The 25,123-nt window shown below is 66.0% G+C and carries 17 protein-coding genes; 13 read left to right on the forward strand and 4 right to left on the reverse strand.

Going from position 1 to position 25,123, the window contains the following annotated elements; all coding sequences use genetic code 11:
• Positions 1 to 4: 4 nt before the first annotated feature.
• Positions 5 to 883, reverse strand: a complete 879-nt coding sequence (locus BLS42_RS05350; protein ID WP_090577607.1) for an FAD binding domain-containing protein — start codon at positions 881 to 883, stop codon at positions 5 to 7.
• A gap of 130 nt (positions 884 to 1,013) precedes the next feature.
• Between BLS42_RS05350 and BLS42_RS05355 the strand changes: the two genes are divergently transcribed.
• Positions 1,014 to 2,003: a LysR family transcriptional regulator gene (locus tag BLS42_RS05355; RefSeq protein WP_090577610.1), complete on the forward strand. Its 990-nt coding sequence runs from the start codon at positions 1,014 to 1,016 to the stop codon at positions 2,001 to 2,003.
• Between the two features lie 93 nt (positions 2,004 to 2,096).
• Positions 2,097 to 2,414 (forward strand): DUF6457 domain-containing protein, encoded by a 318-nt coding sequence (locus BLS42_RS05360; protein ID WP_090577613.1) that lies wholly within the window; start codon positions 2,097 to 2,099, stop codon positions 2,412 to 2,414.
• Positions 2,415 to 2,568: 154 nt separating this feature from the next.
• On the opposite strand, the gene BLS42_RS05365 is transcribed toward BLS42_RS05360, so the two are convergent.
• The gene (locus BLS42_RS05365; RefSeq protein ID WP_090577616.1) at positions 2,569 to 4,917 is read right to left on the reverse strand and encodes an FdhF/YdeP family oxidoreductase; all 2,349 of its coding nucleotides are present in this window, start codon (positions 4,915 to 4,917) and stop codon (positions 2,569 to 2,571) included.
• Positions 4,918 to 5,498: 581 nt separating this feature from the next.
• Between BLS42_RS05365 and BLS42_RS05370 the strand changes: the two genes are divergently transcribed.
• The gene (locus tag BLS42_RS05370) at positions 5,499 to 10,868 is read left to right on the forward strand and encodes a peroxidase family protein (RefSeq protein WP_090577682.1); all 5,370 of its coding nucleotides are present in this window, start codon (positions 5,499 to 5,501) and stop codon (positions 10,866 to 10,868) included.
• 122 nt (positions 10,869 to 10,990) lie between these two features.
• Here the strand turns inward: BLS42_RS05370 and BLS42_RS05375 are convergent, their stop codons facing one another.
• Positions 10,991 to 12,736, reverse strand: coding sequence for a long-chain-fatty-acid--CoA ligase (locus BLS42_RS05375; RefSeq protein ID WP_090577685.1), 1,746 nt, complete (start codon positions 12,734 to 12,736; stop codon positions 10,991 to 10,993).
• Between the two features lie 296 nt (positions 12,737 to 13,032).
• Between BLS42_RS05375 and BLS42_RS20145 the strand changes: the two genes are divergently transcribed.
• The 7 genes from BLS42_RS20145 to BLS42_RS05405 all read left to right on the forward strand — a co-directional run bounded on the left by BLS42_RS20145 (position 13,033) and on the right by BLS42_RS05405 (position 18,546).
• Positions 13,033 to 13,185 (forward strand): hypothetical protein, encoded by a 153-nt coding sequence (locus BLS42_RS20145; protein WP_176803207.1) that lies wholly within the window; start codon positions 13,033 to 13,035, stop codon positions 13,183 to 13,185.
• On the forward strand, positions 13,182 to 14,498 hold the full coding sequence (locus BLS42_RS05380) for an erythromycin esterase family protein (protein WP_090577688.1): 1,317 nt from the start codon (positions 13,182 to 13,184) through the stop codon (positions 14,496 to 14,498). The genes BLS42_RS20145 and BLS42_RS05380 overlap by 4 nt, the downstream gene beginning before the upstream one ends.
• Positions 14,499 to 14,531: 33 nt before the next feature.
• Complete coding sequence (locus BLS42_RS05385; RefSeq protein ID WP_090577691.1) at positions 14,532 to 15,401, forward strand: universal stress protein; 870 nt, start codon at positions 14,532 to 14,534, stop codon at positions 15,399 to 15,401.
• A 104-nt stretch (positions 15,402 to 15,505) separates the two neighbouring features.
• Positions 15,506 to 16,189 (forward strand): hypothetical protein, encoded by a 684-nt coding sequence (locus BLS42_RS05390; RefSeq protein ID WP_090577971.1) that lies wholly within the window; start codon positions 15,506 to 15,508, stop codon positions 16,187 to 16,189.
• A 269-nt stretch (positions 16,190 to 16,458) separates the two neighbouring features.
• Complete coding sequence (locus tag BLS42_RS05395; protein WP_090577694.1) at positions 16,459 to 17,664, forward strand: inorganic phosphate transporter; 1,206 nt, start codon at positions 16,459 to 16,461, stop codon at positions 17,662 to 17,664.
• On the forward strand, positions 17,661 to 17,882 hold the full coding sequence (locus BLS42_RS05400; protein WP_090577697.1) for a hypothetical protein: 222 nt from the start codon (positions 17,661 to 17,663) through the stop codon (positions 17,880 to 17,882). The genes BLS42_RS05395 and BLS42_RS05400 overlap by 4 nt, the downstream gene beginning before the upstream one ends.
• Positions 17,883 to 17,997: 115 nt before the next feature.
• Positions 17,998 to 18,546: a dihydrofolate reductase family protein gene (locus BLS42_RS05405; RefSeq protein ID WP_090577699.1), complete on the forward strand. Its 549-nt coding sequence runs from the start codon at positions 17,998 to 18,000 to the stop codon at positions 18,544 to 18,546.
• 30 nt (positions 18,547 to 18,576) lie between these two features.
• Here BLS42_RS05405 and BLS42_RS05410 read toward each other — a convergent pair whose 3' ends face one another.
• Positions 18,577 to 19,041 carry a hotdog fold thioesterase gene (locus BLS42_RS05410; protein WP_090577701.1) on the reverse strand — a complete coding sequence of 155 codons (465 nt, stop codon included), beginning with the start codon at positions 19,039 to 19,041 and terminating at the stop codon, positions 18,577 to 18,579.
• Positions 19,042 to 19,294: 253 nt separating this feature from the next.
• Between BLS42_RS05410 and polA the strand changes: the two genes are divergently transcribed.
• The 3 genes from polA (at position 19,295) to rpsA (ending at position 25,021) form a co-directional block, all read left to right on the forward strand.
• Positions 19,295 to 21,934, forward strand: coding sequence for a DNA polymerase I (gene polA / locus BLS42_RS05415; RefSeq protein ID WP_371129515.1), 2,640 nt, complete (start codon positions 19,295 to 19,297; stop codon positions 21,932 to 21,934).
• Between the two features lie 87 nt (positions 21,935 to 22,021).
• Positions 22,022 to 23,308 (forward strand): GNAT family N-acetyltransferase, encoded by a 1,287-nt coding sequence (locus BLS42_RS05420; protein ID WP_090577705.1) that lies wholly within the window; start codon positions 22,022 to 22,024, stop codon positions 23,306 to 23,308.
• A gap of 237 nt (positions 23,309 to 23,545) precedes the next feature.
• A complete protein-coding gene (gene rpsA / locus BLS42_RS05425; RefSeq protein ID WP_026537355.1) occupies positions 23,546 to 25,021 on the forward strand; it encodes a 30S ribosomal protein S1 in 1,476 nt (491 codons plus the stop codon).
• Positions 25,022 to 25,123 lie beyond the last annotated feature (102 nt).

Here is a 25,123-nt window from a genome sequence, read left to right on the forward strand (position 1 = left end):
GGTTTCAGCCTTCCTGCGTCTGGGCGGCGCGGGCACAGGCCCGCCGCAGTACCCGCCGGGTGAGCTCATCGGCGAGATGCCGTTTGTAGTCGACCGGGCCGCGCTGGTCCGCGACCGGATCGCAGGCCGCGGCTGCCAGCCTGCCGGCGTCGGCGAACAATTCCTCGTCCGGACGCTTGCCGCGGAGCACGTCCGCGGCCTCGGTCACCGGGTGGCCAAGGCCCAGCGCAGTAAGTCCGACGACGGCGTCGTCGACGGTTCCGTCTGCGGCGAGTGTGACGGCGGCGCCGGCGGCACCGACGGCCCAGTCGCCTACGCGGCGTTCGACCTTTTCATAGGCACTGCCCGAGCGGGGGCGGATGGGGAACCTGAGTTCGCAGAGCAGCTCATCCTGCCCGACGGCAGTTTCATAGGGTCCGCGGTGGAACTCGGACATGGTCAGGATGCGCTCGCCGCCTGGTCCGCGGATCACTGCTTCGGCGGAGAGGACATCACAAACGGTGGAGAGGTCCTCGGCCGGGTCGGCCTGGCAGAGCGAGCCGCCGATGGTGCCGCGGTTGCGCACCACGGGATCGGCGATCACCAATTCGGCGTCGCGCACAATGGGGAACAGCGCGGCGACCTCGTCCGACTCCAGCAAGGTCGTGTGGCGCGTCATGGCCCCGACCCTGAGCTTGTTGCCGTCGCGGAGGATGAAATCAAGCTCGTAGAGGTCATTGATGTCGATCAGCCATTCAGGCCGGGAGAGGCGCAGCTTCATCATCGGCAGGAGGCTGTGGCCGCCGGCCACCACCCGGGATTCGGGGCCGTACCGGGCGAGAAGTTCCAGGGCGTTGTCCACGGTAGTGGCGCGCACGTAGTCAAATGGAGCCGGAATCTGCATAGTCCCTACCTCACTCCGAAGGGCCGGCGCATGGTGCAGCGGCTGCGTAGCGCCGGATTGAGGTCAGTCTTGCCCCGGCCTGATTGGGCTGTCAATATCGTCATAAGCGAAAGGTTATGAAGCCGTGGCGATGACATTGGGACAGTTGCGGACGTTCGCCCTGGTGGCCAAGCTGGGCTCTCTTCACGCGGCTGCAGTCCACCTCGGTGTCAGCGAACCGGCCGTTTCGGCGGCGCTTGCCGCGCTCAGGCAGGATCTGGGCGACCCGCTCTTCGTGCGCGCCCACGGCGGGATCGCGCTGACGCCTGGGGGCCGGGCCCTCGCCGAACACGCCCAGGACATCGTGGGACTGGAGGACCGTGCCCGGTGGGAGGTGGCCCACGCCCAGACCGAGACCGGTCGCCTGAAAATCGTGGCCACGGCGCCGTTTGCCGAGCACGCTGCCGGGCGCCTGCTGGACCTATTCACCCGCCGGGTTCCCGGCGCCTCCGTCGATGTGGTGGTGGAGGAGGCCGAGGACATTGCATCGCTGATGCTGGAACGCGTCTATGACATCGCTTTGGGAGCCCGGCCCCCTCTCCGCAACGGTTCCCGTCCCAACGCTAGTGGCGACGTCGACCTCGACTCCGTCCCGTTCCTGCGGTACCAGCGGATCGTCGTGGCGGCCGCCGGACATCCGCTCGCTGCCCTTCACGGACCGGTAGCGCTGGCCGAACTGCTGCGCAGGCCCTGGTTCGCCGGTCCCGCCGGCATCCAGGCGGCCAGCGAGGAGGGTCGCTGGCTGGCGTCCCAGGCAGTGGCACCGGAGATCGTCCGGCTGAGCAGCGAGACGGAGGCCCTCGCCGCCGTCCGGGCGGGGGAGGGAACCATGCTGGCGCTGGGACATATTGTCCGGGCTGAAATCCGTAGCGGTTCCCTGATCCGTGTACCGGTGGTGGGAACACCGATCTCCGGACTCTGGTGGGCCAGCACCCTGGATCGCCGCCGGGCCACCACCCTGGCGCTGACCCTGCAGAGGTTTGCCGGTACCGCCGACGCCACCGCGGCCATGGTCGCCCCCGGCGGTTCACGGGGACTCGAACGGCGGGGGTCCAAGTTCCACGTGGCGCTCTGGAGTTGAGGCACCTGCCGCTGTGTCGCGTTGCGCAACGCCGGGGCGGGTGCTAACCCTTGAGGGTTAGACGATCCATTCACCCTGCAAGAAGGAGTAGCAATGACGTTGTCCCGAGACGAAGACAGCTCGCTGCGGCATTGGAGCAGCCGGCTGATTCAGGCGCTGCAGATCCTTGACCTGGAAGTCGACCACGAAAAAATAGTCCAGGTCGCGGACGAATCCGTCAAAGCCGTCGGGCCGCACGCGGACGCCATCAGCGCGTTCATTGTGGGCTATGCGGCCGGTACCGCGTCCACCAACGGCCGCAAGGGCACGCAGGAGGCCGTGCACGCCGCGTCGAACAAAGTCATTGAGCTCTGCGAGCACGGCGAATCCGGCGGCCCGGACGAGGAAGGCTGGACCAAGAGGGCCCAGTAGCGACCGCGCCCGCAGCACGGGACATGCCCCACGGCGGGGCGCAGGGATGGACATGTTGGTGTTATGTCCAGTCGCCGGGGCCGGGGTTGGGCATGTCCCGTGGCCCCGGCCCGCGCTGGCCTGTGCTTGCTGGTGTGTGCCTGCTGGCGTGTGCCTAGGGTGAGGACACCCCGGCAGGGACGGTGGCCGCGCCTTCGGGCGTCTGGTCCAGGCTCGGCTCGAGCCGGACGATGACCGCCTTCGAGACCGGCGTGTTGCTGCCCTCGGCCGTGTGGTTCAGCGGCACGAGCACGTTGGCCTCGGGGTAGTAGGCGGCCGCGCAGCCTCGTGCCGTGGGATACGACACCACGCGGAACTTGCGCACCACGCGTTCCTCGCCGTCGTCGTGCACGCCGCGGACGTCCACGTACTGCCCGTCCGCAAGGCCGAGTTCGGCGATGTCGTCAGGATTCACGAAAACCACATGGCGCCCCTTCTTGATGCCACGGTAGCGGTCGTTGTGCGAGTAGATGGTGGTGTTGAACTGGTCGTGGGAGCGCATGCTCTGCAGGATCAGGGTTCCCTCCGGCCGCTGGACCAGTTCGAGGTCATTGACAGTCAGCACGGCCTTGCCAGTGGGCGTGGGGAAGGTGCGGGAGTCGCGGGGACCGTTGGCGAGGACGAACCCGCCTTCCTGCCGGATCCGTTGGTTGTAGTCCTTGCAGCCGCCCACGACATGCGAAATGTGATCACGGATGAGGTCGTAGTTCTTCTCAAAGCCGTCCCAGTCGGCCTTGATCTTCTCGCCCACCAGGAGTTTGCCCAGCCGGCTCACGATGGCCGGCTCCGAAAGCAGATGATGGGACACCGGCTCGACGCTGCCCCAGGACGGGTGCACGGCGCAGACGGTGTCTTCAACCGACACGAACTGGGGACCGGATTCCTGGATGTCGATCTCCGTCCGGCCCATCGTGGGGAGGATCAGCGCCTCGCGGCCGGTCACGGTGTGGGAACGGTTCAGCTTGGTCGAGATCTGGACCGTCATGTCCGTGTTCACCATGGCCGCCTCGGCGGCATTCGTGTCCGAGATGGCCGCCACAAGGTTGCCGCCCAGGGCGACGAAAACCTTGATCTCGCCCGCGCGCATCTTGTTGATGGTCTCGACGGCGTCCGTGCCGTGTTCGCGGGGCGGCTCGAAGTCGAACTCCTTACCGAGGGCCTCCATGAAGGACTGCGGCATCTGCTCCCAGATGCCCATGGTGCGGTCGCCCTGCACATTGCTGTGCCCGCGGATGGGGGAGGCGCCGGCGCCCGGCTTGCCGATATTGCCGCGCAGCAGCAGGAGGTTGATGATCTCCTTGATGGTGGCGACACCCTTCTTCTGCTGCGTGATGCCCATGGCCCAGGTGATGATGACTTTCTCGGCCTTGAGGTAGCGGGCGGCGAGTTCGTCGATGTCCTCGCTGCGCAGGCCGGTGGCCTCAAGCACGGCTTGCTCATCCAGCCGGGACAGGTGCTCCTGGAGTTCCTCGAGCCCCTCGCAGTGTTCGGCCAGGAACGCGTGGTCCAGTACGGTCCCGGGGTTCTTGGCCTCGGCGTCGAGAACGCGCTTGGACACGGCCTGTAAAAGCGCCATGTCACCGCCGATCCGGATCTGGAGGAACTGGTCCGCGATCTGGACGCCGTGACCGACGACTCCATTGACCTGCTGCGGATTCTTGTACCGGCGCAAGCCGGCCTCGGGGAGGGGATTGACGGCCACGATCTCGCCGCCGTTGTGCTTGCAGTTCTCAAGCTCAGTCATCATCCGGGGGTGGTTAGTGCCCGGATTCTGGCCCATGATGATGATCAGGTCCGCGTTGGCGTAGTCGTCGAAGCTGACGGTCGCCTTGCCGATGCCGATGGTCTGGCCCATGGCCCAGCCAGAGGATTCGTGGCACATGTTGGAGCAGTCCGGCAGGTTGTTGGTGCCGTAGCCCCGGACCATCAGTTGGTAGAGGAAAGCGGCTTCGTTCGACGTGCGGCCGCTGGTGTAGAACGCCGCGTGGTCGGGGGAGTCCAGCCCCTTGAGCTTGTCGGTCACAAGCCGGAGGGCTTCGTCCCAGCTGACCGGCTTGTAGTGGTCCTCGCCGGCGGGCTTGTAGACCGGCTCGGTGAGCCTGCCCTGCATGCCCAGCCAGTACTCGGACTGGCTGCGCAGCTCGCTGACGGGGTGCTCCGCCCAGAAACTCGAGGGAACCGTTATCGGGGTGGCCTCCCAGGTCACAGCCTTGGCCCCGTTCTCGCAGAACTCGAACGCCTTGCGGTGGTGCGGATCCGGCCATGCGCAGCTTGGGCAGTCGAAGCCGTCCTTCTGATTCATGGCCATGACGGTCTTGCGGGTCCGGTTAAGACCCATCTGCTCGATGGCCGGCTTCATGGAGTGGTATACGCCCGGGACACCGGCGGCCCAGCTCTTCGGCCCGTCTCCGACAACGAGATCATTCTCGGACGGTTCCTCGATGCGAGGAGTCTTGCGAGTCACGTCAACTTCCCTTCTGCAACCACCGTCCGGATGGGACGGCGTGCTGATCTGCCACTATGCACCTTACCTTCAGGCCTATCAGCTTGATCGGAGCGCCGCAAGCAATTGGCTGGATCCGGCCCGGGTACCGCCGGTTGCTGTGCGCACCCCCCTTATACCAGCACAGTCTTGGCGCATGCTGAGGACCTGCTGTACGCCGGCCGTAAGTAGCAGAGGCCAAAAATTAGGGTCCTTTGGGGGTAGCCGACCCGTCCACTTATTCACCGGCAGCACGCCCGCGCAGTAGTTCCCGCGTAGACTGCGTTGCCGCCGACGGCCTGAGGGCGAGTATCCCAACGCGTCGGCGCGCGTACCCACAGCGCGTGAGCCGGGTGGTGGGAGTCCCCGGAAATAGCCGGACTGCGGTCCGGATCGTAAGTGACTGACCGGTCCCAGTTTTCCCCAAGGAATCACTCAGCACTCTTTCAGTATCACTCACTCAAAGAGGCAGGTGTGCAATGAATTTGTTCGCATGCAGGAAGGTCGACGGCCAAAGACGTGCCTTTAGTCGGCCAACGCGCGCAGTTGCCGCAGGGACAGCTATGACCCTGCTCAGTTTCATCGGACTCACCACAACGGCGCTCGGCGCCAGCGCCGCGCCGGCCCCCGTCGGCGCAGGCTTCACCGTCACCGCGGCCGACCTGGCCTACATCCTCAAGCAGATCAAGATCGCCGAGGCGCACGTGGCCAACACGACGTCGGCCACGGGCCCATGCGGCGCCCTCGTCGGACGGGGCCCCAACCAGATCCCTGACGCCCTCACCTCGTACGGTCTCCGAACGGTTGATGGCTCATGCAACAACCTGATCGCCGGCCGCGAAGCATTCGGTGCCGCCGACCAGCTTTTCCCGCGTCACGCGACGCCGTCATTCAACACAGCGGATGCTGTCCCTGCCGGCTTCGGCCCGGCCGGTACGTCCTCGTATGCGCAAAAGTCGGGCAATGTGTTCGACTCCCAGCCCCGCCAAATCAGCAACCTGATCGTGGACCAGACGTCCACTAATCCCGCCGCTGTGGCCGCTGCCGGGTTCCCGGTCCGAACCCAAGGCAATCCCGGGCTGTTCCCCTGCACCACCGATCCTGATCCCTTGGCGACTCCGCCGGTCGAGGCTGCGCCGGCCGGCTGTGTTCCCACCGGAGACACGCTGTTCATCCCCAACGTCACCACCGACGTCGGACTCTCCCCGCCGTACAACTCCTTGTTCACCCTCTTCGGTCAGTTTTTCGACCACGGCGTGGACCAGACGGTCAAGGGCGGCGGAACGGTGTTCGTTCCGCTCAAGGCCGACGACCCGCTGATCACTGTGGGCCCCGACGGCAAGGCGGGCACGGGCGACGAGGTCGCTCCCAACAGCCCGAACGCGTTCATGGTCCTCACCCGGGCCCAGAATCAGCCCGGCACTGACGGCATCCTTGGTACGGCGGATGACATCCAGGAGGCGGCCAACACGGACTCGCCCTACGTGGACCAGTCCCAGACGTACACGTCCCACCCCTCCCACCAGGTGTTCCTGCGGGAGTACATCAACAACACCGGTGGCAAGCCGGTCGCAACCGGCAAGCTGCTCGGCGGTCCGGCCGGCCCCACCGCCGGCGGGATGGCGACGTGGAAGGACGTGAAGGCTCAGGCCGCGATTGTCTTGGGCCTCAGGCTGGAGGACAAGGACGTCACCAACATCCCGATGATCGCGGCGGACCCGTACGGCAAGTTCATCCCCGGCCCCGCCCGTGGCTTGCCGCAGTACGTGACCCTGACAGGTCTTGTTGAGGGCAACACGGCAACTCCTGTTCCTGTGCCGGCGAACGTGCGGTACTTCGATACCCCGTTCCTGACCGACATCGCGCACAACGCGGACCCGTCGCCCCAGGACACGGACCACAACCCTGCCACGCAGCCCGTCGCGCCCACCCCGGACGATGACGACACGGCATCGGCAGATTTTGCCAACCAGCCGGCCAGGACCTACGACGACGAGATGCTCAACGAGCACTTCTGCGCCGGTGACGGCCGCGTCAACGAGAACATCGGCCTCACCGCGATCCACCAGGTGTTCCACTCGGAGCACGACCGGCTCGTGGGCGACATCCAGAACACCCTGACCAATGACACGTCGGCCACCGGCGTTGCCGCGCTGGCCGAGTGGAAGCTGGCCGCGGGTGCCAACGGCTGGAACGGCGAGCGCCTGTTCCAGGCGGCCCGGTTCGTCACGGAGATGGAGTACCAGCACCTGGTCTTCGAGGACTTTGCCCGCAAGGTCCAGCCTGCGATCCAGCCTTTCCACGTCTACCACACGGAGATCAACTCGGCCGTTCGGGCGGAGTTCGCCCACGCGGTCTACCGCTTCGGACACTCCATGCTGACCGAGACCATCTCCCGCACCAACGCGGACGGGAGCGACAACTCCGTCAAACTGCTCAATGGCTTCCTGAATCCGCCCGAGTACATCAACAACGGAGCGGGCGGCAAGCTGACCTCGGAAGAGGCCGCCGGCAGCATCGTCATGGGCATGAGCGACCAGGTCGGCAACGAACTCGACGAGTTCGTGACGGGCACCCTGCGCAACAACCTGCTGGGTCTTCCCCTGGACCTGGCGACGGTCAACATGACCCGGGCACGCTCCGAAGGCGTCCCGCCGCTCAACGAGCTGCGGCGCCAGATCAACAACGAAACGGGCGACGCCCAACTGGCTCCGTACACGAGCTGGGCGGACTTCGGGCAGAACATGAAGCACCCGGAATCGCTGATCAACTTCGTAGCCGCCTACGGAACGTACCCGACCATCACCAGCGAAACCACGCTGGCGGGCAAGCGGGCGGCGGCCAAGGCAATCGTTGATCCAGGCACCCTGGCGACTCCTCCCACGCCTGACATGACGGACTTCATGAACAGTGCCGGTCCGTGGGCGACCCAGGAGACCGGCCTGAACAGGGTCGACCTCTGGGTCGGCGGCCTGGCGGAGAAGACCAACCTCTTCGGCGGCCTCCTGGGCAGCACGTTCAACTACGTGTTCGAGAACCAGTTGACTGACCTGCAGAACGGTGACCGCTTCTACTATCTCCTGCGCACGCCGGGCATGAATCTGCGGGCCCAGCTGGAGAGCAACTCCTTTGCAGAGATGATCATGCGCAACACCAACGCGCACTCGCTCAAGGCTGATGCTTTCGGCAGCGCCGACTGCAAGTTCCAGCTGGGAAACCTGGCCGGTACGCCGGCGGGGTACACGCTATCGGGGACTACGGTCGCCGATGACGCAGCCAGCGAGTGCAAGGAGAACCTAGTTCTCCTGCGCAAGCCCGACGGCACCATCCAGTACATGGAGAAGAACACGGTCGATCCCAGCGGCATCAACGGCCAGTCCGTCTACAACGGCACGGCCAATGCTGACCGGGTCACCGGTGGTAACGACAACGACACGTTCCTCGGCAACGAGGGCAACGACGTCATTGAAGGCCAGGGCGGCGACGACATCGCTCTCGGCGGCGCAGGCAACGACCGGATCACGGACCTGTCCGGCGCCGACGTCCTCAAGGGCGGACCGGGTAACGACTACCTCAACTCCGGCATCGGTGATGACATCAACATGGGCGGCGACGGCCAGGACTTCACCAACGGCGGCCCCAACGACAACGAAACCTTTGCCGGCGAAGGAAACGACTTCGTGCAGTCCGGTGACGGTGCCGATGCGACGTTCGGCGACGGCGGGGATGACTGGATCCAAGGCGGTTCCGGCCAGGACCTGCTGATCGGCGATCACGGTGCACCGTTCTTCGACGACCCAGCCCAAACTAAGCCCGGAAACGACATCTTCGTCGGTCAGGTCGGCGAGAACGACTACGATGCCGAAGGCGGCGACGACATCATGACCAGCAATGCGGCGATTGACCGCTACGCCGGTACCGCCGGGTTCGACTGGGCCTCGCACCAGTACGACACCGTGCCGGCTGATGACGACATGAAGATCAACAACAACCTGCTCGGCGTTCCGCTGCCGGTCGTGGTCAACCGCGACCGCTGGCAGGAAGTGGAGGCCAACTCCGGTTCGAAGTTTGATGACGTCATCCGGGGCGACGACGAAGTGCCCAGCACCGTAGGTGGTGCAGGCTTTAGCGGCTGCGACGTCCTCGACCAGACGGGCATCAACCGGATTGCCGGCCTGGCGGCCATCCTCCCTGCGCCGACCACCCCGCTTGCGCCCGTTGCTGCACTCTCCCCGATGGGCGTCTGCCCGCTGACCGGTCCGGTCTGGGGTGACGGCAACATCATCATCGGCGGCCTCGGCAGCGACAAGCTCGAGGGCCGTGGCGCCAATGACGTACTCGACGGGGACCGGTACCTGAAGATCCGCATCAGCGTGCGGGACGATGCAGGCGTGGAGATCGGTACCACCGACCTCATGGAGCGCCAGTACCAGACGGGTAACCCGCTGACCCTGGCGGCTGCAATAGCGGCCGGCGTCGTCAGCCCGGGGAACCTGGTGGCTGTCCGCGAAATCGTGACCCCCACCGCCCTCGAAACCGCGGGCAACCGTGACGTCGCGGTCTTCTCCGGCCCGCGGGCCAACTACACCGTCACCACGACGGGCGGCGACGGCACGTTGGGTTCGGCGGGCTCGACCACCACGGTGGTCGACAACGTCGGCGTCGACGGCACGGACACGATCCGCAACATCGAGTTCCTGCAGTTCTCCGACAACGTCCTGCCCAACGCTCCGGTAATCGGCGCGGCAACCGCAGGCGCCGGGCAGGCAACGGTGAACTGGACGGCCCCGACCGTCGGCATCGCCGGCTCCTTCTCGGTGAAGGTTCTCGACGTGACGACCAGCTCGGCCGGCGTCCAGGTCGGTGCCCTGCGCACCGCCCCGGCGGGCGCCACCAGCCTGGTGGTAACCGGGCTGACGAACGGATCCCGGTACACGTTCCAGGTGCTGGCCAGCAACGCCCTTGGTGACAGCCCGTTCTCGGGAGCCTCCAACACGGTGACACCGGCAACCGTGCCGGGGGCGCCGACCATCGGGACAGCCACGGCCGGGAACGCTTCGGCGACCCTGAGGTGGACTGCGCCGGCGTCCAACGGCGGATCCGCCATCACGGGTTACACGGTGAGGGCCTTCGCCGGAACCGTCCTGGCGCGCACGCAGGCGGTCACCGGAAACGTCGGAACCGTCGTCGTGACGGGCCTGACCAACGCGAGGGCGTACACGTTCGACGTCGCGGCCGTCAACGCAAGGGGCACGGGCGGGTTCTCGGCCCGAACGGCGGCGGTGACACCACGGACGGAATTCGTGGCTCCCACCGTGACGGCACGGACACCGGCATCCGGTGCCCGCTCCGTGGGCCAGACGGCGAATGTGACGGCCAAGTTTAGTGAGGCCGTGACGGGAGTCAGCGGAACCACGTTCCGGCTGCGGCTGGGCACCACGCTGATCCCCGCCGTCGTGTCCTACAACGCGCTCACCAGGGTTGCGACGCTGAACCCGAACGTCACGTTGACGGCGGACCGGGTATACACGGCGACCCTCTCGGGGATCCGTGACATCGCGGGGAACACGATGGCGACGAGCACGTGGACGTTCACCACTGGCCCGGCCCCCACCATCACCGCCGCGACTCCCATGGCGGGAGCCAGAGGGGTGCTACGCAACCGGAACGTGACCGCCACGTTCAGTGAAGCCATTACCGGCTTCACGGTTGCCACTGTCCGGATTAATCGGGTCTCCACCGGAGCCCAGGTCGCCTCGGGTATCACCTTCAACACCACCACCCGGGTGCTGACGATCAACCCCGGAGCCAGCCTGCTCGCGAACACCCAGTACCGGGTCACCATCACCGGTGGCACCGCTGGTGTCCGCGACCTGGCCGGTAACCCGCTGATCACCCGTACGTGGACGTTCACCACGGGCTCAGCACTGTAAATTCAGTCAGAGAAACGCCGGCTGGCGGGCCCGCAGCGGTCCGCCGGCCGGCTTTCTCACTTGTTCGAAGGTACTGGCCCGGGCACTGATCGCTCCGGTGGTCGGCCGGAGCAAGGGGAACGCTACCGGCCGGCCACGAGAGTGTCGCGGATCTCGCGGCGCAGGACCTTCCCGATCAGCGAACGCGGCAGCTGGTCCACCAGGGCAACACGGCGCGGCACCTTGTAGGCGGCCAGGTTCCCACGCGCGAACGCCAGCAGCGCCTCCGGGTCGATGCCGGCCCCCGCGCACGCCACGATGGCGGCGACCACGTCTTCGCCGCCGCCCTGGCGGGGCAGTCCCACCACGCACACGTCCTTGACACCGGGGTATTCGGAGAGGACGTCTTCGACTTCCGTGGGGAAGACGTTGAAGCCTCCCGTGATGATGAGTTCCTTGATGCGGTCCCGGACAGTCACGAAGTCATCCTCGTCCACCGAGACAATGTCTCCCGTGCGGAACCAGCCGCCTTCCAGCAGCGCTTCCTCTGTCTCCTGCGGCCGGTTCCAGTAACCGGCAAAAACCTGCGGACCCCGGATCAGGAGCTCACCCTCCGCGCCGGGGACACGGTCCTGGAGAACGTTCCGCGGGTCCACCACGCGAATGTCGGTCAGGGGAAACGGGACCCCCACAGTTCCCGGTTTCCGGCTGGGACCGAAGGGGTTCCCCAGGGCGATGGGCGAAGTTTCCGTCAGCCCGTAGCCCTCGATCAGGAAGCCCCCGGTCGCCTTCTCCCACGTCTCCACCGTCGCCGTCGGCAGGTTCATCGCCCCCGAGATGGAAAACCGGATGCTGTCCAGCGCGATGCCGCGCTCTGCGGCGGCGGCAGCGATGCGGTCGTAGATCGGCGGCACCGCCGGCAGGAAAGTGGCCGGCGATTTCTTGTGCGCCTTCAGGACAAGGTCGACGTCGAATTTTGGAAACAGGACCAGCTTCGCGCCGATGCTCAGGGCAAACGTCATGCACAGCGTCAGCCCGTAGGCGTGGAACATGGGCAGCACCGCGTACACGGTTTCCCGGCCGTCCTCGAGCCCGGGCACCCAGGCGCGGCCCTGCGCGGCATTGGCCTGCAGATTGGCATGGGTCAGCATGGCGCCTTTGGGCTGGCCCGTGGTGCCGCTGGTGTATTGGATGACGGCCAGATCACCGGCGGCCGGGCGCGGATGCCTTTTCTTCAGCACGCCGGTGGCGAGGAGTTCTTTCCACGCCAGCACGGTCCGGCGCGCCGGCTGCGCCGCGGGCCGGGGCCGGGGCGCGTGCTTGCCGGCGGCCAAGGCGGCTCGGGCCGCGCGGGCGGCCGGCACGGGGAGCCGCAGCGCCAACCTTTGCAGCAACGGCATCGCCGGTATCAGCTCAACTGAGACGATGCTCTGCAGCCCGACGTCGGCCGGCAGCTGACGGACCTTGTCAACGGCCTTGTCCCAGACTATGGCGACAGTGGCGCCGTGGTCCTCGAACTGATGGCGAAGCTCGCGGTCCGTATATAGGGGATTGTGTTCGACGACGACGGCGCCGAGGCGCAGCGCCGCGTGGAAGGCGATGATGTGCTGCGGGCAGTTCGGCAGGACCAGCGCCACCCGGTCACCGGCCCGGACGCCGAGCGCCTTCAGGCCGGCGGCTGCCCTGCTGATGGAGGCGCCAAGTTCGCGGTAGCTGGTGCGTGCGCCGAAGAATTCCAGCGCGGTCTTGTTCCCGTAGCGCCTGACGGACGAGTCCATGAGATCGACAAGGGACCCTTCGGGGAGCGTGAGGCTGGCGGGAACTCCAGGGCTGTAGTGGCGGGTCCACGGGCGGTCGGGACGCCGGGGCCCCGCGGATCTGGTGCTCATGGATTGTCCTTGCCACTGGGCTGGGTTGGCTGGGTTGGGCCGGGCTCCCGGCTCCGGGCCCGGCAGGGCCCGCCAAGAAATCCTACCGGCGAAATCCTACCGGGGCAGCCGCGCATGGACGCCCGCTGCGGGGAACGCCACGGTGGCTGCGGGCGGTGCGTGCCCGGAGGTGACTTTTGGCCCTTGGCACCTGGCAGGCCCGGGCGGAGGCTGGGCGTACACCGCGAGCCGCAGGTCCGCGCACTTCACTGGGCGGCGCAGTTCAACAGGCCTGCGCCGTTCCAGAGGTTTGTGCCGTGCCAAAGGTTTTGCGCCGTTCCACACGTTTGCGAGTTCCACACGTTTGCGATGTAAAGGTCCACGGGAGCGCCATGAAGCACCAGCAGCCGAGCCTGAAGTTCCTTGGTGCCACCGACACCGAGACGATCGACATCGAGGACCTGCGATGAACTCCAACGGCGTCACCCGGACCACCGTGCTGAAAGAGATCCACGATCTCGCCCGGCCGCTGAAAACCGATCGCGATCTCAACGGCCTCGTACGGCGCGCTGCCGACTGCCGTTTCGTGGCCATCGGCGAAGCGTCCCACGGCACCCACGAGTTCTACACCTGGCGCGACACCCTCAGCAGGCGGCTCATCGCGGAGGAAGGCTACAACTGGATTGGCGTGGAAGGAGACTGGCCCGACTGCTGGCGCATCAACCGCTGGGTCCGCGGCCAGGCGGGGAAGGACCAGGGCGTCCATGCGCTGCTGTCCGGTTTCGAACGCTGGCCGACCTGGATGTGGGCCAACGAGGAAGTCGCGGCGTTCCTGGACTGGCTTCGCGGCTGGAACGCAGGCCGGCCCTTGGACAAGCGGGTCGGCTTCTACGGTCTGGATGTCTACTCTCTCTGGGATTCGCTGCGCGAAATCATCGGCTGGCTGCAGGAGAACGTTCCCGACGCCGTGCCCGCCGCCGAGCGTGCCTGGCAGTGCTTCCTGCCCCACCACGAGGACCCGCACCAGTACGCCTGGAGCACGCGGCTGGTGCCGCAGTCCTGCGAGCCCGACGTCGTGGCCCTCCTGACGGAGGTCCGGAACCGGGTCTTCAGCCCCGGCCCGCACGAGGAGGACGCCTTCGACGCCGTCCAGAACGCCGAAGTCGCGGCCAACGCGGAGCACTACTACCGCATCATGGTCCGCGGTGACCGGCAGTCCTGGAACGTCCGCGACCACCATATGGCGGACACCATCGACCGGGTCAGCAAGCACCTCGGGCCGGCGTCGAAGGGCCTGATCTGGGAGCACAACACGCACATCGGGGATGCCCGGGCCACCGACATGGCGCAGGACGGCCTGGTCAACGTCGGGCAGCTGCTGCGCGAACGCCACGCGGGCGAAGGCGTGCTGCTGGTCGGCTTCGCAGCCCACCGCGGCGCCGTGATCGCCTCCGACGGATGGGGCCGCCCCGAGCGCATCCTTACGGTGCCGGAGGCCCGTCCGGGCAGCCACGAAGACTTCCTGCATCAGGCCCTCGGGGTGCCGTCAGTGCTGGAGTTCGGCGATGACCGGACCGGGCCATGGCTTTCTACACGGCTCGGGCACCGGGCGATCGGCGTCGTCTACCACCCGGAGAAGGAAGCCGGCAACTACGTTCCGACCCGGATGGGAGAGCGTTACGACGCCCTCATCTGGCTTGAACACACCGCCGCACTGCGTCCGGTGCACCATGAAGGGCCGCCCCGGGAACCGGAGTTCGAGACTGAGCCCACCGGATTCTAGGCCGGGGTGGATTCCAAGAGAGCAGGATTACGGATGAGCAAAGCAATCGTCGTCGGTTTCAACGGGTCTGCGGGAAGCAACGCCGCACTGGCCTGGGCCCTTGAGCGGGCCGCCCGGGACAAACTTCCGGTCATCATCGTCCACGCGGTGGACGACCGCTGGATGTCGCCGGATTTCGAGTACCACAGGGTCGTCCGGGAAGCGGGGATGGACCTGCTTCAACAAGCCCAGGCGAGCGCCAGCGGGCAGGCCCCGGACGTGGAAGTGGATATCGAGCTTCGTCATGGCAGCGGAGGCTCGGTACTGCGGGAGGTGTCCAAGGAGGCAGCCATGATCGTCGTCGGCGGCCACGACAAGCATTGGCTGGACGGCGGTCCCGTGACGGACCGTGCCCTGCAGGTTGTCTCCGCCTCGCAATGCCCGGTAGCCGTCATACCGGCGAAACCGGGCACCGGGGCCAAGGGCGTGGTGGTCGGCGTGGACGGTTCCGAAGACTCGCTGCAGGCCGTCGCATTCGCGGCCGCGGAAGCCGACCTGGGCGGCGACGAGCTCACCGTGGTCCTCGCCTTCAAGAGCCCGGCACGGTGGGTCGAGAAACAGCTGCCCTCCAGCGGCCTGGCCGAGAGCATGGTCGAAGAGGACCGGATAGTGCTCGCTGAGTCGGTGGCCGGCCTCGGCGACAAGTATCCGGACCTGACAGTTCACCAGCGCCTAGAAACGAACACCGAACCGGCGAAGGCCCTAATAAATATCGCCGCTGAAGCCAGGCTGCTGGTGATCGGTAGCCGCGGACGCGGCGCATTCTCCCGGACGGTGCTCGGCTCCACGGCGCATGCGGTCCTGCTGCAGGTGCCGTGCCCCACCATCGTCACGCGGGTGCACCGGGTCAAGCACGGCGACTGACGCCCGGCACGCCACCCGTGGCCCGGCACGTCCCGGAACGGGCCGGAAAGTCCCCTCTTCCGAGGGGGCTTTCCGCCGCCGCCAACGGATGGGAGGATGAAGCCGTGGACCCCTTCTTCAATTTTGTCACTCACTTTTGGTGGCTGGTCTTTCCCCTGAGCGGGCTGGCCGGCGGGTGGGCACGATCCTGGTCCAAAGCCGCTGAACGCAGGCACCGCCGCCGGGTGGAGCTCTACACGCTCAAGAACCAGGCGGCGCAGGCGGAGCAGGCCAGCCAGGCCGATGTGCTGGCCCTCATGAAGGCACACGACACCGTCAACAGGCGTTGGCTGGACTACGAACTCGATGTGGGGAAGCTGATCGATTTTCCGGTCATGACTGATGTTAGGGAGCCCCTCACCGTTGCGTTCCTGCGGGCCAAGCGTGAGGCCGACGGGTTGCGCCCCGCCGCCCCCGGTGACGTCAGGACCGCCGCAAGACTTGCGGAGTACCGGGCAGCCGTGACCGGTTTTGAACTCGCATTCGACGTCGCCGAACGGGAAGCCAAGCGGATCAGGGACAGCAAGTTCACTGGACCGGAGCGCCAGCGGCTGGAGACTGCCCGGCAGCTCCTGCGGATCGCATCGGACGCGGCCGCGACTCCCGCCGAACGCCAGACGGCGTACCGGCGCGCCCGGCGGGAACTCGACGGGCTCATCGTGCTGCCGGAGGCGACGCTCGCTGCGCTTGAGGACAGGATCGCTTCGATGCTCGACGCCGGCCCGCCGGATCTCCGCCGGACCGTCTAGGGCTCCGCGGGCCGGGCGAATCCGCCAGACCCGCTGTGAGACGCATCGCACCGCCTCGGTGGAATGCCGCCCGCCGGACTGGCGGTGCGGAGTTTAGGGTCTTCTGGCACGTTTTGCCCGGCCGTCATTCCCACGTACCATCGATAAGGTTTCAAGCTGCTTAAGTGACCACTGCGAGTTCATCGGGATAGACATCGGATGAACGCGGTGGCCGTGCGGCACCGGGGATGTGGAACTGCTGACCATGGACACTGCAGATTGGGCAACAGGTGGAAATCACCGTAATGGTGGCGCTGGTAATATCGCTGGCGCTGTTCTTCGACTTCACGAACGGATTTCATGACACCGCGAACGCCATGGCTACGCCCATCGCGACTGGCGCCATCAAACCGAAAACAGCGGTTGCCCTCGCGGCGGTGCTGAACCTCGTGGGAGCGTTCCTCTCCACTGAAGTTGCCAAGACCGTTTCCGGCGGCATCATCAAGGAAGGCGCGGACGGTGTCCAGATCACCCCGGACATCATCTTCGCCGGGCTGATGGGCGCCATCCTCTGGAACATGATCACCTGGCTCAAGGGCCTGCCGTCCAGTTCCTCCCACGCGCTCTTCGGCGGCCTGATCGGCGCCGCGATTGCCGGTATCGGCATCCACGCGATCAACTTCGAGTCAATCCTCCAAAAGATCATTCTTCCCGCGGTGTTCGCCCCGATCATCGCGGGCGGCGTGGCCTACCTCTGCACGAGACTGGCCTACGCGCTGACGTCCCGGCATGACCCGGAAACGGGAGACAAGCTGACGCAGAAGCGTGGCGGATTCCGGACCGGTCAAATCTTCACGTCCAGCCTCGTGGCACTGGCCCACGGCACCAACGACGCCCAGAAAACGATGGGCATCATCACCCTGGTCCTGATCTCCGCCGGCCTCCAGCCCGCCGGCTCCGGTCCGGAGTGGTGGGTTATCACCGCCTGTGCCTTCGCCATCGCGATCGGCACGTATTCCGGCGGGTGGCGGATCATCCGCACCATGGGCTCGGGACTCACGGAGGTGAAGCCCGCGCAAGGCTTTGCCGCCGAGACCAGCACCGCCACAGCCATTCTGGCGTCCTCGCACCTGGGCTTCGCCCTGTCCACCACGCAGGTGGCCTCCGGCTCGGTCGTGGGCTCCGGCATGGGACGCCGCGGCACTACTGTGCGGTGGGGAACCGCCGGCCGGATTGCCATCGGCTGGCTGTTCACGCTGCCGGCCGCTGGAATCATGGGCGCGCTGACGGCTCTGCTCGTGCAGACCGGACCCATCGGAGTGATCATTGCGGCAGTCGCCGGCACCGCCGCAGTGGCCTATATGTTTGTGCGCTCACGGAAGTCGCATGTGGGCAGCAACAACGCCGTCGAGATCGAGGAAGTCGGCCAGGCCGTGCAGTTCCGCAAGAAAAAGTCCGCCACCAAGTCGATCAAGAACGGTGGTGCCCAGCGATGAAATGGCTGGAACTGTTCAGCGTGGCGGGTGCCACGCTTGTGTCCGCTGTGACCGTAGTAGTTCTCTACGCCCTCGGCGTCCGGCTCACGGCCATCGCGGGGGACACCCGGGCCACCCCGGCGGCCTGGACCCGACCGCTGGCTTACACGTGCTTCGCTTTGTGCGGCGCCGCCATTCTCTTCGGGCTCTACCTGATCATTCCGTACTTCCACAAGTAAGCCGCCGCCCGCACGCGGTACGGCTGCCGCGTGCGGCTTGGGCTGTTCGCTGGCAGTTCGGCTGTCCGTGCGTCCGGGGATGGGAAGCGGGCACCGCATTGGCTAGGCTGGGGCCATGGTGAGCTTCCAGTACTTCGTGGCCTCCTCACTCGACGGCTTTATCGCCACCGACAAGGACAATCTGGCCTGGCTGCTGCAGTTCGACGGATTTGACGGCGGACAGGACAGCTATGACGCGTTCATGGCCGATGTCGGCTGCATCGTCATGGGCGGCGAGACTTACGCCTGGCTTCGGGAACACGAACCAGACACTTGGCCCTATCCGGGCACCCCCTGCTGGGTCTTCACCCACCATGAACATTCCGCCCCGAAGGGCGCCAACGTGACGTTCGTGCGCGGGGCCGTCGGCGAGTTCGTGGACGACCTCAAGGACGAGGCCGGCGGCCGGAACATCTGGGTTGTGGGCGGGGGCGTCTTGGCAGCGCAGTTCGCGGACGCCGGGCTGCTGGACGAACTGATTGTCTCGGTCATTCCCGTGGTTCTGGGCAGCGGCAAGCAGTTGCTGCCCATGGCGGGCCCGACGCCGCCGCTGGAGTTGACTTCTTCCCGCACCTTGGGCCGGGGCATCGTGGAGCTGCGGTACCGCTTCCCGGCCCGGACGTAGCCGGATCCGGTAGCCAGGCGGTGCGATCTCCTAGGGCGCGATATCGCGGATAAGGTTCGTGATCCGGGCGGTGGAGAGCCGGCGGCCATGCTCGTCGGTCATCACGATCTCGTGGGTGGTGAGGGTCCGGCCGAGGTGGATGGCCGTGCAGGTGCCGGTGACGGTGCCCTCGGAGATCGCCCGGTGGTGCGTGGCGCCGACCTCGATCCCCAGCGCCTGCCGGTTGGGACCGGCGTGCATGCCCGCCGCGAAAGAACCCAGGGTTTCGGCCAGGACCACGTGGGCCCCGCCGTGCAGGATGCCGGCCACCTGGGTGTTCCCCTCCACCGGCATGGTGGCCACAGTGCGTTCCGGACTCATTTCCAGGAAGCGGATTCCCATCTTCACCACCAGGGCTCCGACGCCGTACTGGCCCAGCCAATCGTGCATCTCCTCGGGAACCCCGGCCGCCGCGAGCTCGGCCGCGTACGGGCCGGGCGTGAAATTGTCCATCATGGGAACTAGGCTGGCACCTGTGAGCGAAACTACCAAACCGGCCCCTGCCCCCCAAAATGCAGCCCTCCAGAATGCAGCCTCTCTTTCGGCAGACAGTGCAGCAGACCAACTCCTGGCAACTGAGCCGGAATCCGTGCTTGCGGCCAAGTCCACCGGAAAATCCAGCCGGGCCGCGGGGTCGGTTTCCGCCACCGAGGCCCCTGTGATTCCCATTACGGACCAGCCGCGGCTACTCGTGCTCGATGGTCACTCCATGGCGTTCCGGGCGTTCTTCGCCCTGCCGGCGGACAAGTTCTCCACCGCCACGGGGCAGCACACGAACGCAGTCCACGGCTTCACGTCCATGCTGATCAACCTGATCAAGGAGCAAAAGCCCACCCACGTGGCCGTGGCCTTCGACGTCTCGGACGACACCACCCACCGCAAGGCCGAGTACAGCGAGTACAAGGGCGGACGCAATGAGACCCCCCGCGAAATGAGCGGCCAGATCGACCTCATCGACAAGGTCATGGGCGCGTGGGGCATCAAGACCATCAAGATGCCCGGCTGGGAAGCTGATGACATCCTGGCCACTCTCGCCGCCATGGGGGAAAAGGCCGGTTACGAGGTGTTGCTGGTCTCCGGCGACCGCGATGCCTTCCAGCTCATCACTGACAACGTGTTTGTGCTGTACCCGAGGAAGGGCGTCAGCGACATTCCCCGGATGGACGCGGACGCCATCCAGGAGAAGTATTTCGTCAGCCCCGCCCAGTACTCGGACCTCGCCGCCCTGGTGGGCGAGACCGCGGACAACCTTCCCGGCGTTCCCGGCGTCGGGCCCAAGACGGCAGCCAAATGGATCAACCTCTACGGCGGGCTTGAGGGGGTCCTGGAGAACCTCGACGCGATCGGCGGGAAGGTCGGGGACGCCCTCCGCGAGTATGTTGAGGACGTCAAGCGCAACCGGCGGCTCAACAGGCTGCACACCGATCTCGACCTGCCCGTCACGCTGGATGAGCTCGCCGACCCGCGACCGGACCAGGCCGCCCTCGAGGAACTGTTCGACGCCCTCGAATTCAAGACCATCCGCACCCGGCTCTTTGCCCTCTACGGCAGTGAAGTCACTGAAGCCGAGCGGGAAAGCCTCGAAACCCCGGACTTCGTGATCCCGTCGGACGCGGCCGAGCTCAGCACCTTCCTCGAGGCCGGTGCCGGCAAGCGCTCCGCCGTCGCGGTCGACCTTGTGCCTGGCCGGATCGGCGAGGACGCCGCCGCGGTGGCGATCGTCCGCGACGGCGCCGCCGTCTACATCGACCTGGCCAGCCAGGACGCCGCCGCCGAAAACGTTCTGGCCGCGTGGCTGTGTGACGCCCAGGCACCGAAGGTGATGCACGGGTTCAAGGCTGCGATGAAGGCCCTGACCGCCCGTGGGCTGGGACTGGAGGGCGTGGTGGACGACACCTCCATTTCCGGTTACCTCATCCAGCCCGACCGGCGCAGCTACGAGCTCGCGGAGCTGGCGCAGCATCACCTCAACATCGCGGTTTCCACCGAGGCCGCCAAGGAGGGCCAGCTTGAGCTGGCGTTCGACGGCGACGACGCAGCCTCTGCCGGCGCGCTGGTCCACGTGGCCGCCGTCGTCCAGGCCCTGAGCCGTTACTTCGAATCAGAGCTGAAGGAACGCCAAGCCCAGGACCTGCTGACCACCCTTGAGCTGCCGGTCAGCCGGGTGCTCGCCGATATGGAACTCGCGGGAATCGCCATCGATATGCCGCGCATGGACGAGCAGGTGTCGGACCTCGCCAAGGTGATCGACAACGCCCAGGAGTTGGCGTTCGCCGCGATCGGCCACGAGGTCAACCTTGGTTCGCCGAAGCAGCTCCAGACCGTGCTGTTCGACGAACTTCAGTTGCCGAAAACCAAGAAAATCAAGTCCGGCTACACCACCGACGCCGCCTCGCTCAAGAACCTGCTGGAAAAGACCGGGCACGAATTCCTGGTCCAGCTGATGGCGCACCGCGAATCATCGAAGCTGCGCCAGATGCTGGAGTCGCTGAAGAAGTCCGTCACGGAAGACGGTCGGATCCACACCACCTACGCGCAGAACGTCGCAGCCACGGGCCGGATCTCCTCCAACAACCCCAACCTGCAGAACATCCCCATCCGCAGCGAGGAAGGCCGCCGCGTCCGCGGCATCTTCGTGGTCAGCGAGGGCTACGAATGCCTGCTTTCCGCCGACTACTCGCAGATCGAAATGCGGATCATGGCCCACCTCTCCGGGGACGCCGGGCTGATCCAGGCCTACAAGGACGGCGAAGACCTCCACCGGTTCGTGGGTTCCAACATCTTCCATGTGCCCACCGACCAGGTGACCAGTGCCATGCGCTCCAAGGTCAAGGCGATGTCCTATGGCCTCGCGTACGGTCTGACGTCGTTCGGCCTGTCCAAGCAGCTGGAGATCTCCGTTGACGAGGCACGGACCCTTATGAAGGACTACTTCGACCGGTTCGGCGCCGTCCGCGACTACCTCCGCGGCGTGGTGGACCAGGCCCGGATCGACGGCTACACGGCCACCATCGAGGGGCGCCGGCGCTACCTCCCGGACCTCACCAGCACCGACCGCCAACTGCGCGAGAACGCGGAGCGGATTGCGCTGAACTCGCCAATCCAGGGATCGGCGGCTGACATCATCAAGCGGGCTATGCTGGGCGTGCATGCCGAACTGGCGGCGCGGGGCCTGAAATCGCGCATGCTGCTGCAGGTCCATGATGAACTTGTCCTCGAAGTGGCCACGGGCGAGCGCGAGGCAGTCGAGAAGCTCGTGACCGAGCAAATGGGCTCGGCCGCGGACCTCAGCGTTCCGCTGGACGTCCAGATCGGCATGGGCTCCAGCTGGTACGAGGCGGGGCACTAACGCTTTACCGGTTCCGGCAAGTTTTCGTTCCGGCCGGTTTCCGTTCCGGCGCCTGCCGGGACCTCAGATTCTCAGGGGGAGAAACACATGGCAGAAAAGTACGAGCTCAGGCGTTTCCGCGCGGTCGAGAAAGACTCGGCGGACTACGCGCAGGGCACCGCGTGGCTGCGGGGAGTCGGGATCGGTTTCTATGACGAGCCGCGCAAAGACGACTTCATGGACAAAATCATGGCCATGTATGTCGTGGACAACCGTGAGATCACCGGCGTTTACCAGGCCGACGGCGTCGCGGCCCACTCGCTGGCGGCTGACGTCCCCGTGGCGACTTTTGCCACTATGCGCAAGGACCTAAACATCGGTTACGGCCGTCAGCTCGAAGCCCAGCTCGTCACGGCCGTCACGGTGCGCGGGACCCACCGCCGGCAGGGACTGCTGCGGCGGATGATGACCGAGGACCTTGCCGCGGCCAAGGCCGACGGTGTCGCGCTGGCGGCACTCACTGCCTCGGAGGCCTCGATCTATGGCCGGTTCGGCTACGGTGTGGCCACCTTCGAGCGCAGCATCAAGGTCGACACCGGGCCGCGCTTCCGCATGCGCCATCAGCCCGTCGGATCGGTGGAGATTGCCGACCGCAAAGTCCTGCTGGAACTGGCTCCCGAAGTTTTTGAACGGGTCCACGGTTCGATGCCCGGATCGATCTCGCGGCAGGAGGCGTACCGGCTGCGGTCCTCGGGCATGCTCGGCCGCGACGGCGGCGAGGACGAGGCAATCCGCTGCGCCCTGCACTACGACGCCGCCGGCACCGTGGACGGGTACGTCTCCTATAAGTTCGCCGGGTGGGACACCAAGCCCTACACCATGGAGATCGTGGACCTCGTGGCCGCGACTGATGCCGCCTACCTGGAACTGTGGCAGTTCCTCGGCAGCATCGACCTCGTGGACCGGATCAGCTGGCAGGATGCGCCGGTGGATGACCCCCTGGTCTGGGCGCTCGAGGATCCCCGCTGCGTCGAGGCCTCGGACCACCGGGACATGCTGTGGCTGCGCGTCCTGGACCCGGCCCGGGTGCTGGGGGCCAGGCGCTACTCGGCCGACGGGACGCTCGTTCTCACGATCAGGGACAGTCTCGGCTTCGCGGCCGGCACCTTCGCCCTCACGGTCAGCGGGGGAGAGGCCACGGTGACGTCGGCTCCGGAGGCTGAACCGGATCTCTCGCTTGATGTCGCGGACCTTGGTTCCATCTATCTGGGCGCCGTCTGTCCCGTGACCCTGAAGGCTGCCGGCCGGATCACCGAGCACGCGGCTGGGGCGGCGCCGACAGCGCGGCTCATGTTCGCCGTCGAACGTTCACCGCACTGCCTCACGCACTTCTAGGCGTCCGGCCCGCTGTCGGCGCCATGGACGACGCGGAAGGCCCATGCGCTTTGACCGGCGTTCGCGTAAACGACTAGACTAAACGGGCGCGTACTACGTGCGCGCATCTACAATCCACAAAATCAGGATGACCCGGCGGATCGCTTGCTGTGATGCCGTGCTCTTGGCCTGCATTCCATAATGCCGGCGAAGCGGTTTGCCTGACCGACTAACTATCCACAACGGAGCCCCTACTACATGACCATCACCTCTACCGAGAAGCCCGGTACCCCCGTAGTCGCCATTAACGACATCGGTACCGCTGAGGACTTCCTCGCAGCTGTCGACGCCACCATCAAGTACTTCAACGACGGAGACCTCGTCGAAGGTACCGTCGTCAAGGTCGACCGCGACGAAGTTCTGCTCGACATCGGTTACAAGACCGAAGGTGTCATTCCCTCCCGCGAGCTTTCCATCAAGCACGACGTTGACCCCGGAGACGTCGTCTCCGTTGGCGATCAGGTCGAAGCCCTGGTGCTCACCAAGGAAGACAAAGAAGGCCGCCTGATCCTCTCCAAGAAGCGTGCTCAGTACGAGCGTGCCTGGGGCGACATCGAGAAGGTCAAGGAAGAAGACGGTGTTGTCACCGGTACCGTCATCGAGGTTGTCAAGGGTGGTCTTATCCTCGACATCGGTCTGCGCGGCTTCCTGCCCGCATCCCTCGTCGAGATGCGCCGTGTGCGCGACCTCGCTCCGTACATCGGTCAGCAGATCGAAGCCAAGATCATCGAGCTGGACAAGAACCGCAACAACGTTGTTCTTTCCCGCCGTGCATGGCTCGAGCAGACCCAGTCCGAGGTCCGCTCCACGTTCCTCAACAAGCTGGAAAAGGGCCAGGTTCGTCCCGGCGTCGTTTCCTCCATCGTCAACTTCGGTGCCTTCGTGGACCTGGGCGGCGTAGACGGCCTGGTTCACGTTTCCGAGCTGTCCTGGAAGCACATCGACCACCCGTCCGAGGTTGTCGAAGTTGGCCAGGAAGTCACCGTCGAGGTTCTCGAGGTCGACCTGGATCGCGAGCGCGTCTCCCTGTCGCTCAAGGCTACGCAGGAAGATCCGTGGCAGACCTTCGCCCGCACCCACGCCCTCGGCCAGGTTGTTCCGGGTAAGGTCACCAAGCTGGTTCCGTTCGGCGCATTCGTTCGCGTTGAAGACGGCATCGAAGGCCTGGTCCACATCTCCGAGCTCGCCGTGCGCCACGTTGAGCTGGCCGAGCAGGTTGTCTCCGTTGGTGACGAGCTGTTCGTCAAGGTCATCGACATCGACCTCGAGCGCCGCCGCATCTCGCTGTCCCTCAAGCAGGCCAACGAGGGCGTCGACGCCGACAGCACCGAATTCGATCCGGCACTCTACGGCATGGCCGCCGAGTACGACGAAGAGGGCAACTACAAGTACCCGGAGGGCTTCGACCCGGAGTCCAACGAGTGGCTTGAAGGCTACGAGAACCAGCGCGCAGCCTGGGAGCAGCAGTACGCTGACGCCCAGACCCGCTGGGAAGCACACAAGAAGCAGGTTGCCCAGCACGCTGCCGACGACGCTGCAGCTGCAACGTCCGGCGAGAGCGATTCCGGCACCACCAGCTACTCCTCCGAGCCGGCTGCAACCGAGACCGGTGCAGGCACGCTTGCTTCGGACGAGGCTCTTGCCGCTCTGCGCGAGAAGCTGACCGGCAACTAATTGCCCGTGTTCCTCACGGAGTCCGCTCCCTGAGGCCAGGCAGTTTGTAGCCTGACGCCGCACCGTCACGGTGCGGTAGTTAAGATGCACAGTAAAGGTGGC

Origin of the sequence: Arthrobacter sp. ov407 (assembly GCF_900102895.1) — a bacterium.
Taxonomy (GTDB): domain Bacteria; phylum Actinomycetota; class Actinomycetes; order Actinomycetales; family Micrococcaceae; genus Arthrobacter.

Coding starts and splice junctions, on each gene's coding strand:
- BLS42_RS05350 (WP_090577607.1), bottom strand. CDS start 883: ATGCAGATTCCGGCTCCATTTGACTACGTGCGCGCCACTACCGTGGAC.
- BLS42_RS05355 (WP_090577610.1), top strand. CDS start 1,014: ATGACATTGGGACAGTTGCGGACGTTCGCCCTGGTGGCCAAGCTGGGC.
- BLS42_RS05360 (WP_090577613.1), top strand. CDS start 2,097: ATGACGTTGTCCCGAGACGAAGACAGCTCGCTGCGGCATTGGAGCAGC.
- BLS42_RS05370 (WP_090577682.1), top strand. CDS start 5,499: ATGACCCTGCTCAGTTTCATCGGACTCACCACAACGGCGCTCGGCGCC.
- BLS42_RS05375 (WP_090577685.1), bottom strand. CDS start 12,736: ATGAGCACCAGATCCGCGGGGCCCCGGCGTCCCGACCGCCCGTGGACC.
- BLS42_RS05380 (WP_090577688.1), top strand. CDS start 13,182: ATGAACTCCAACGGCGTCACCCGGACCACCGTGCTGAAAGAGATCCAC.
- BLS42_RS05385 (WP_090577691.1), top strand. CDS start 14,532: ATGAGCAAAGCAATCGTCGTCGGTTTCAACGGGTCTGCGGGAAGCAAC.
- BLS42_RS05400 (WP_090577697.1), top strand. CDS start 17,661: ATGAAATGGCTGGAACTGTTCAGCGTGGCGGGTGCCACGCTTGTGTCC.
- BLS42_RS05405 (WP_090577699.1), top strand. CDS start 17,998: ATGGTGAGCTTCCAGTACTTCGTGGCCTCCTCACTCGACGGCTTTATC.
- BLS42_RS05410 (WP_090577701.1), bottom strand. CDS start 19,041: ATGATGGACAATTTCACGCCCGGCCCGTACGCGGCCGAGCTCGCGGCG.
- polA (WP_371129515.1), top strand. CDS start 19,295: ATGGCGTTCCGGGCGTTCTTCGCCCTGCCGGCGGACAAGTTCTCCACC.
- BLS42_RS05420 (WP_090577705.1), top strand. CDS start 22,022: ATGGCAGAAAAGTACGAGCTCAGGCGTTTCCGCGCGGTCGAGAAAGAC.
- rpsA (WP_026537355.1), top strand. CDS start 23,546: ATGACCATCACCTCTACCGAGAAGCCCGGTACCCCCGTAGTCGCCATT.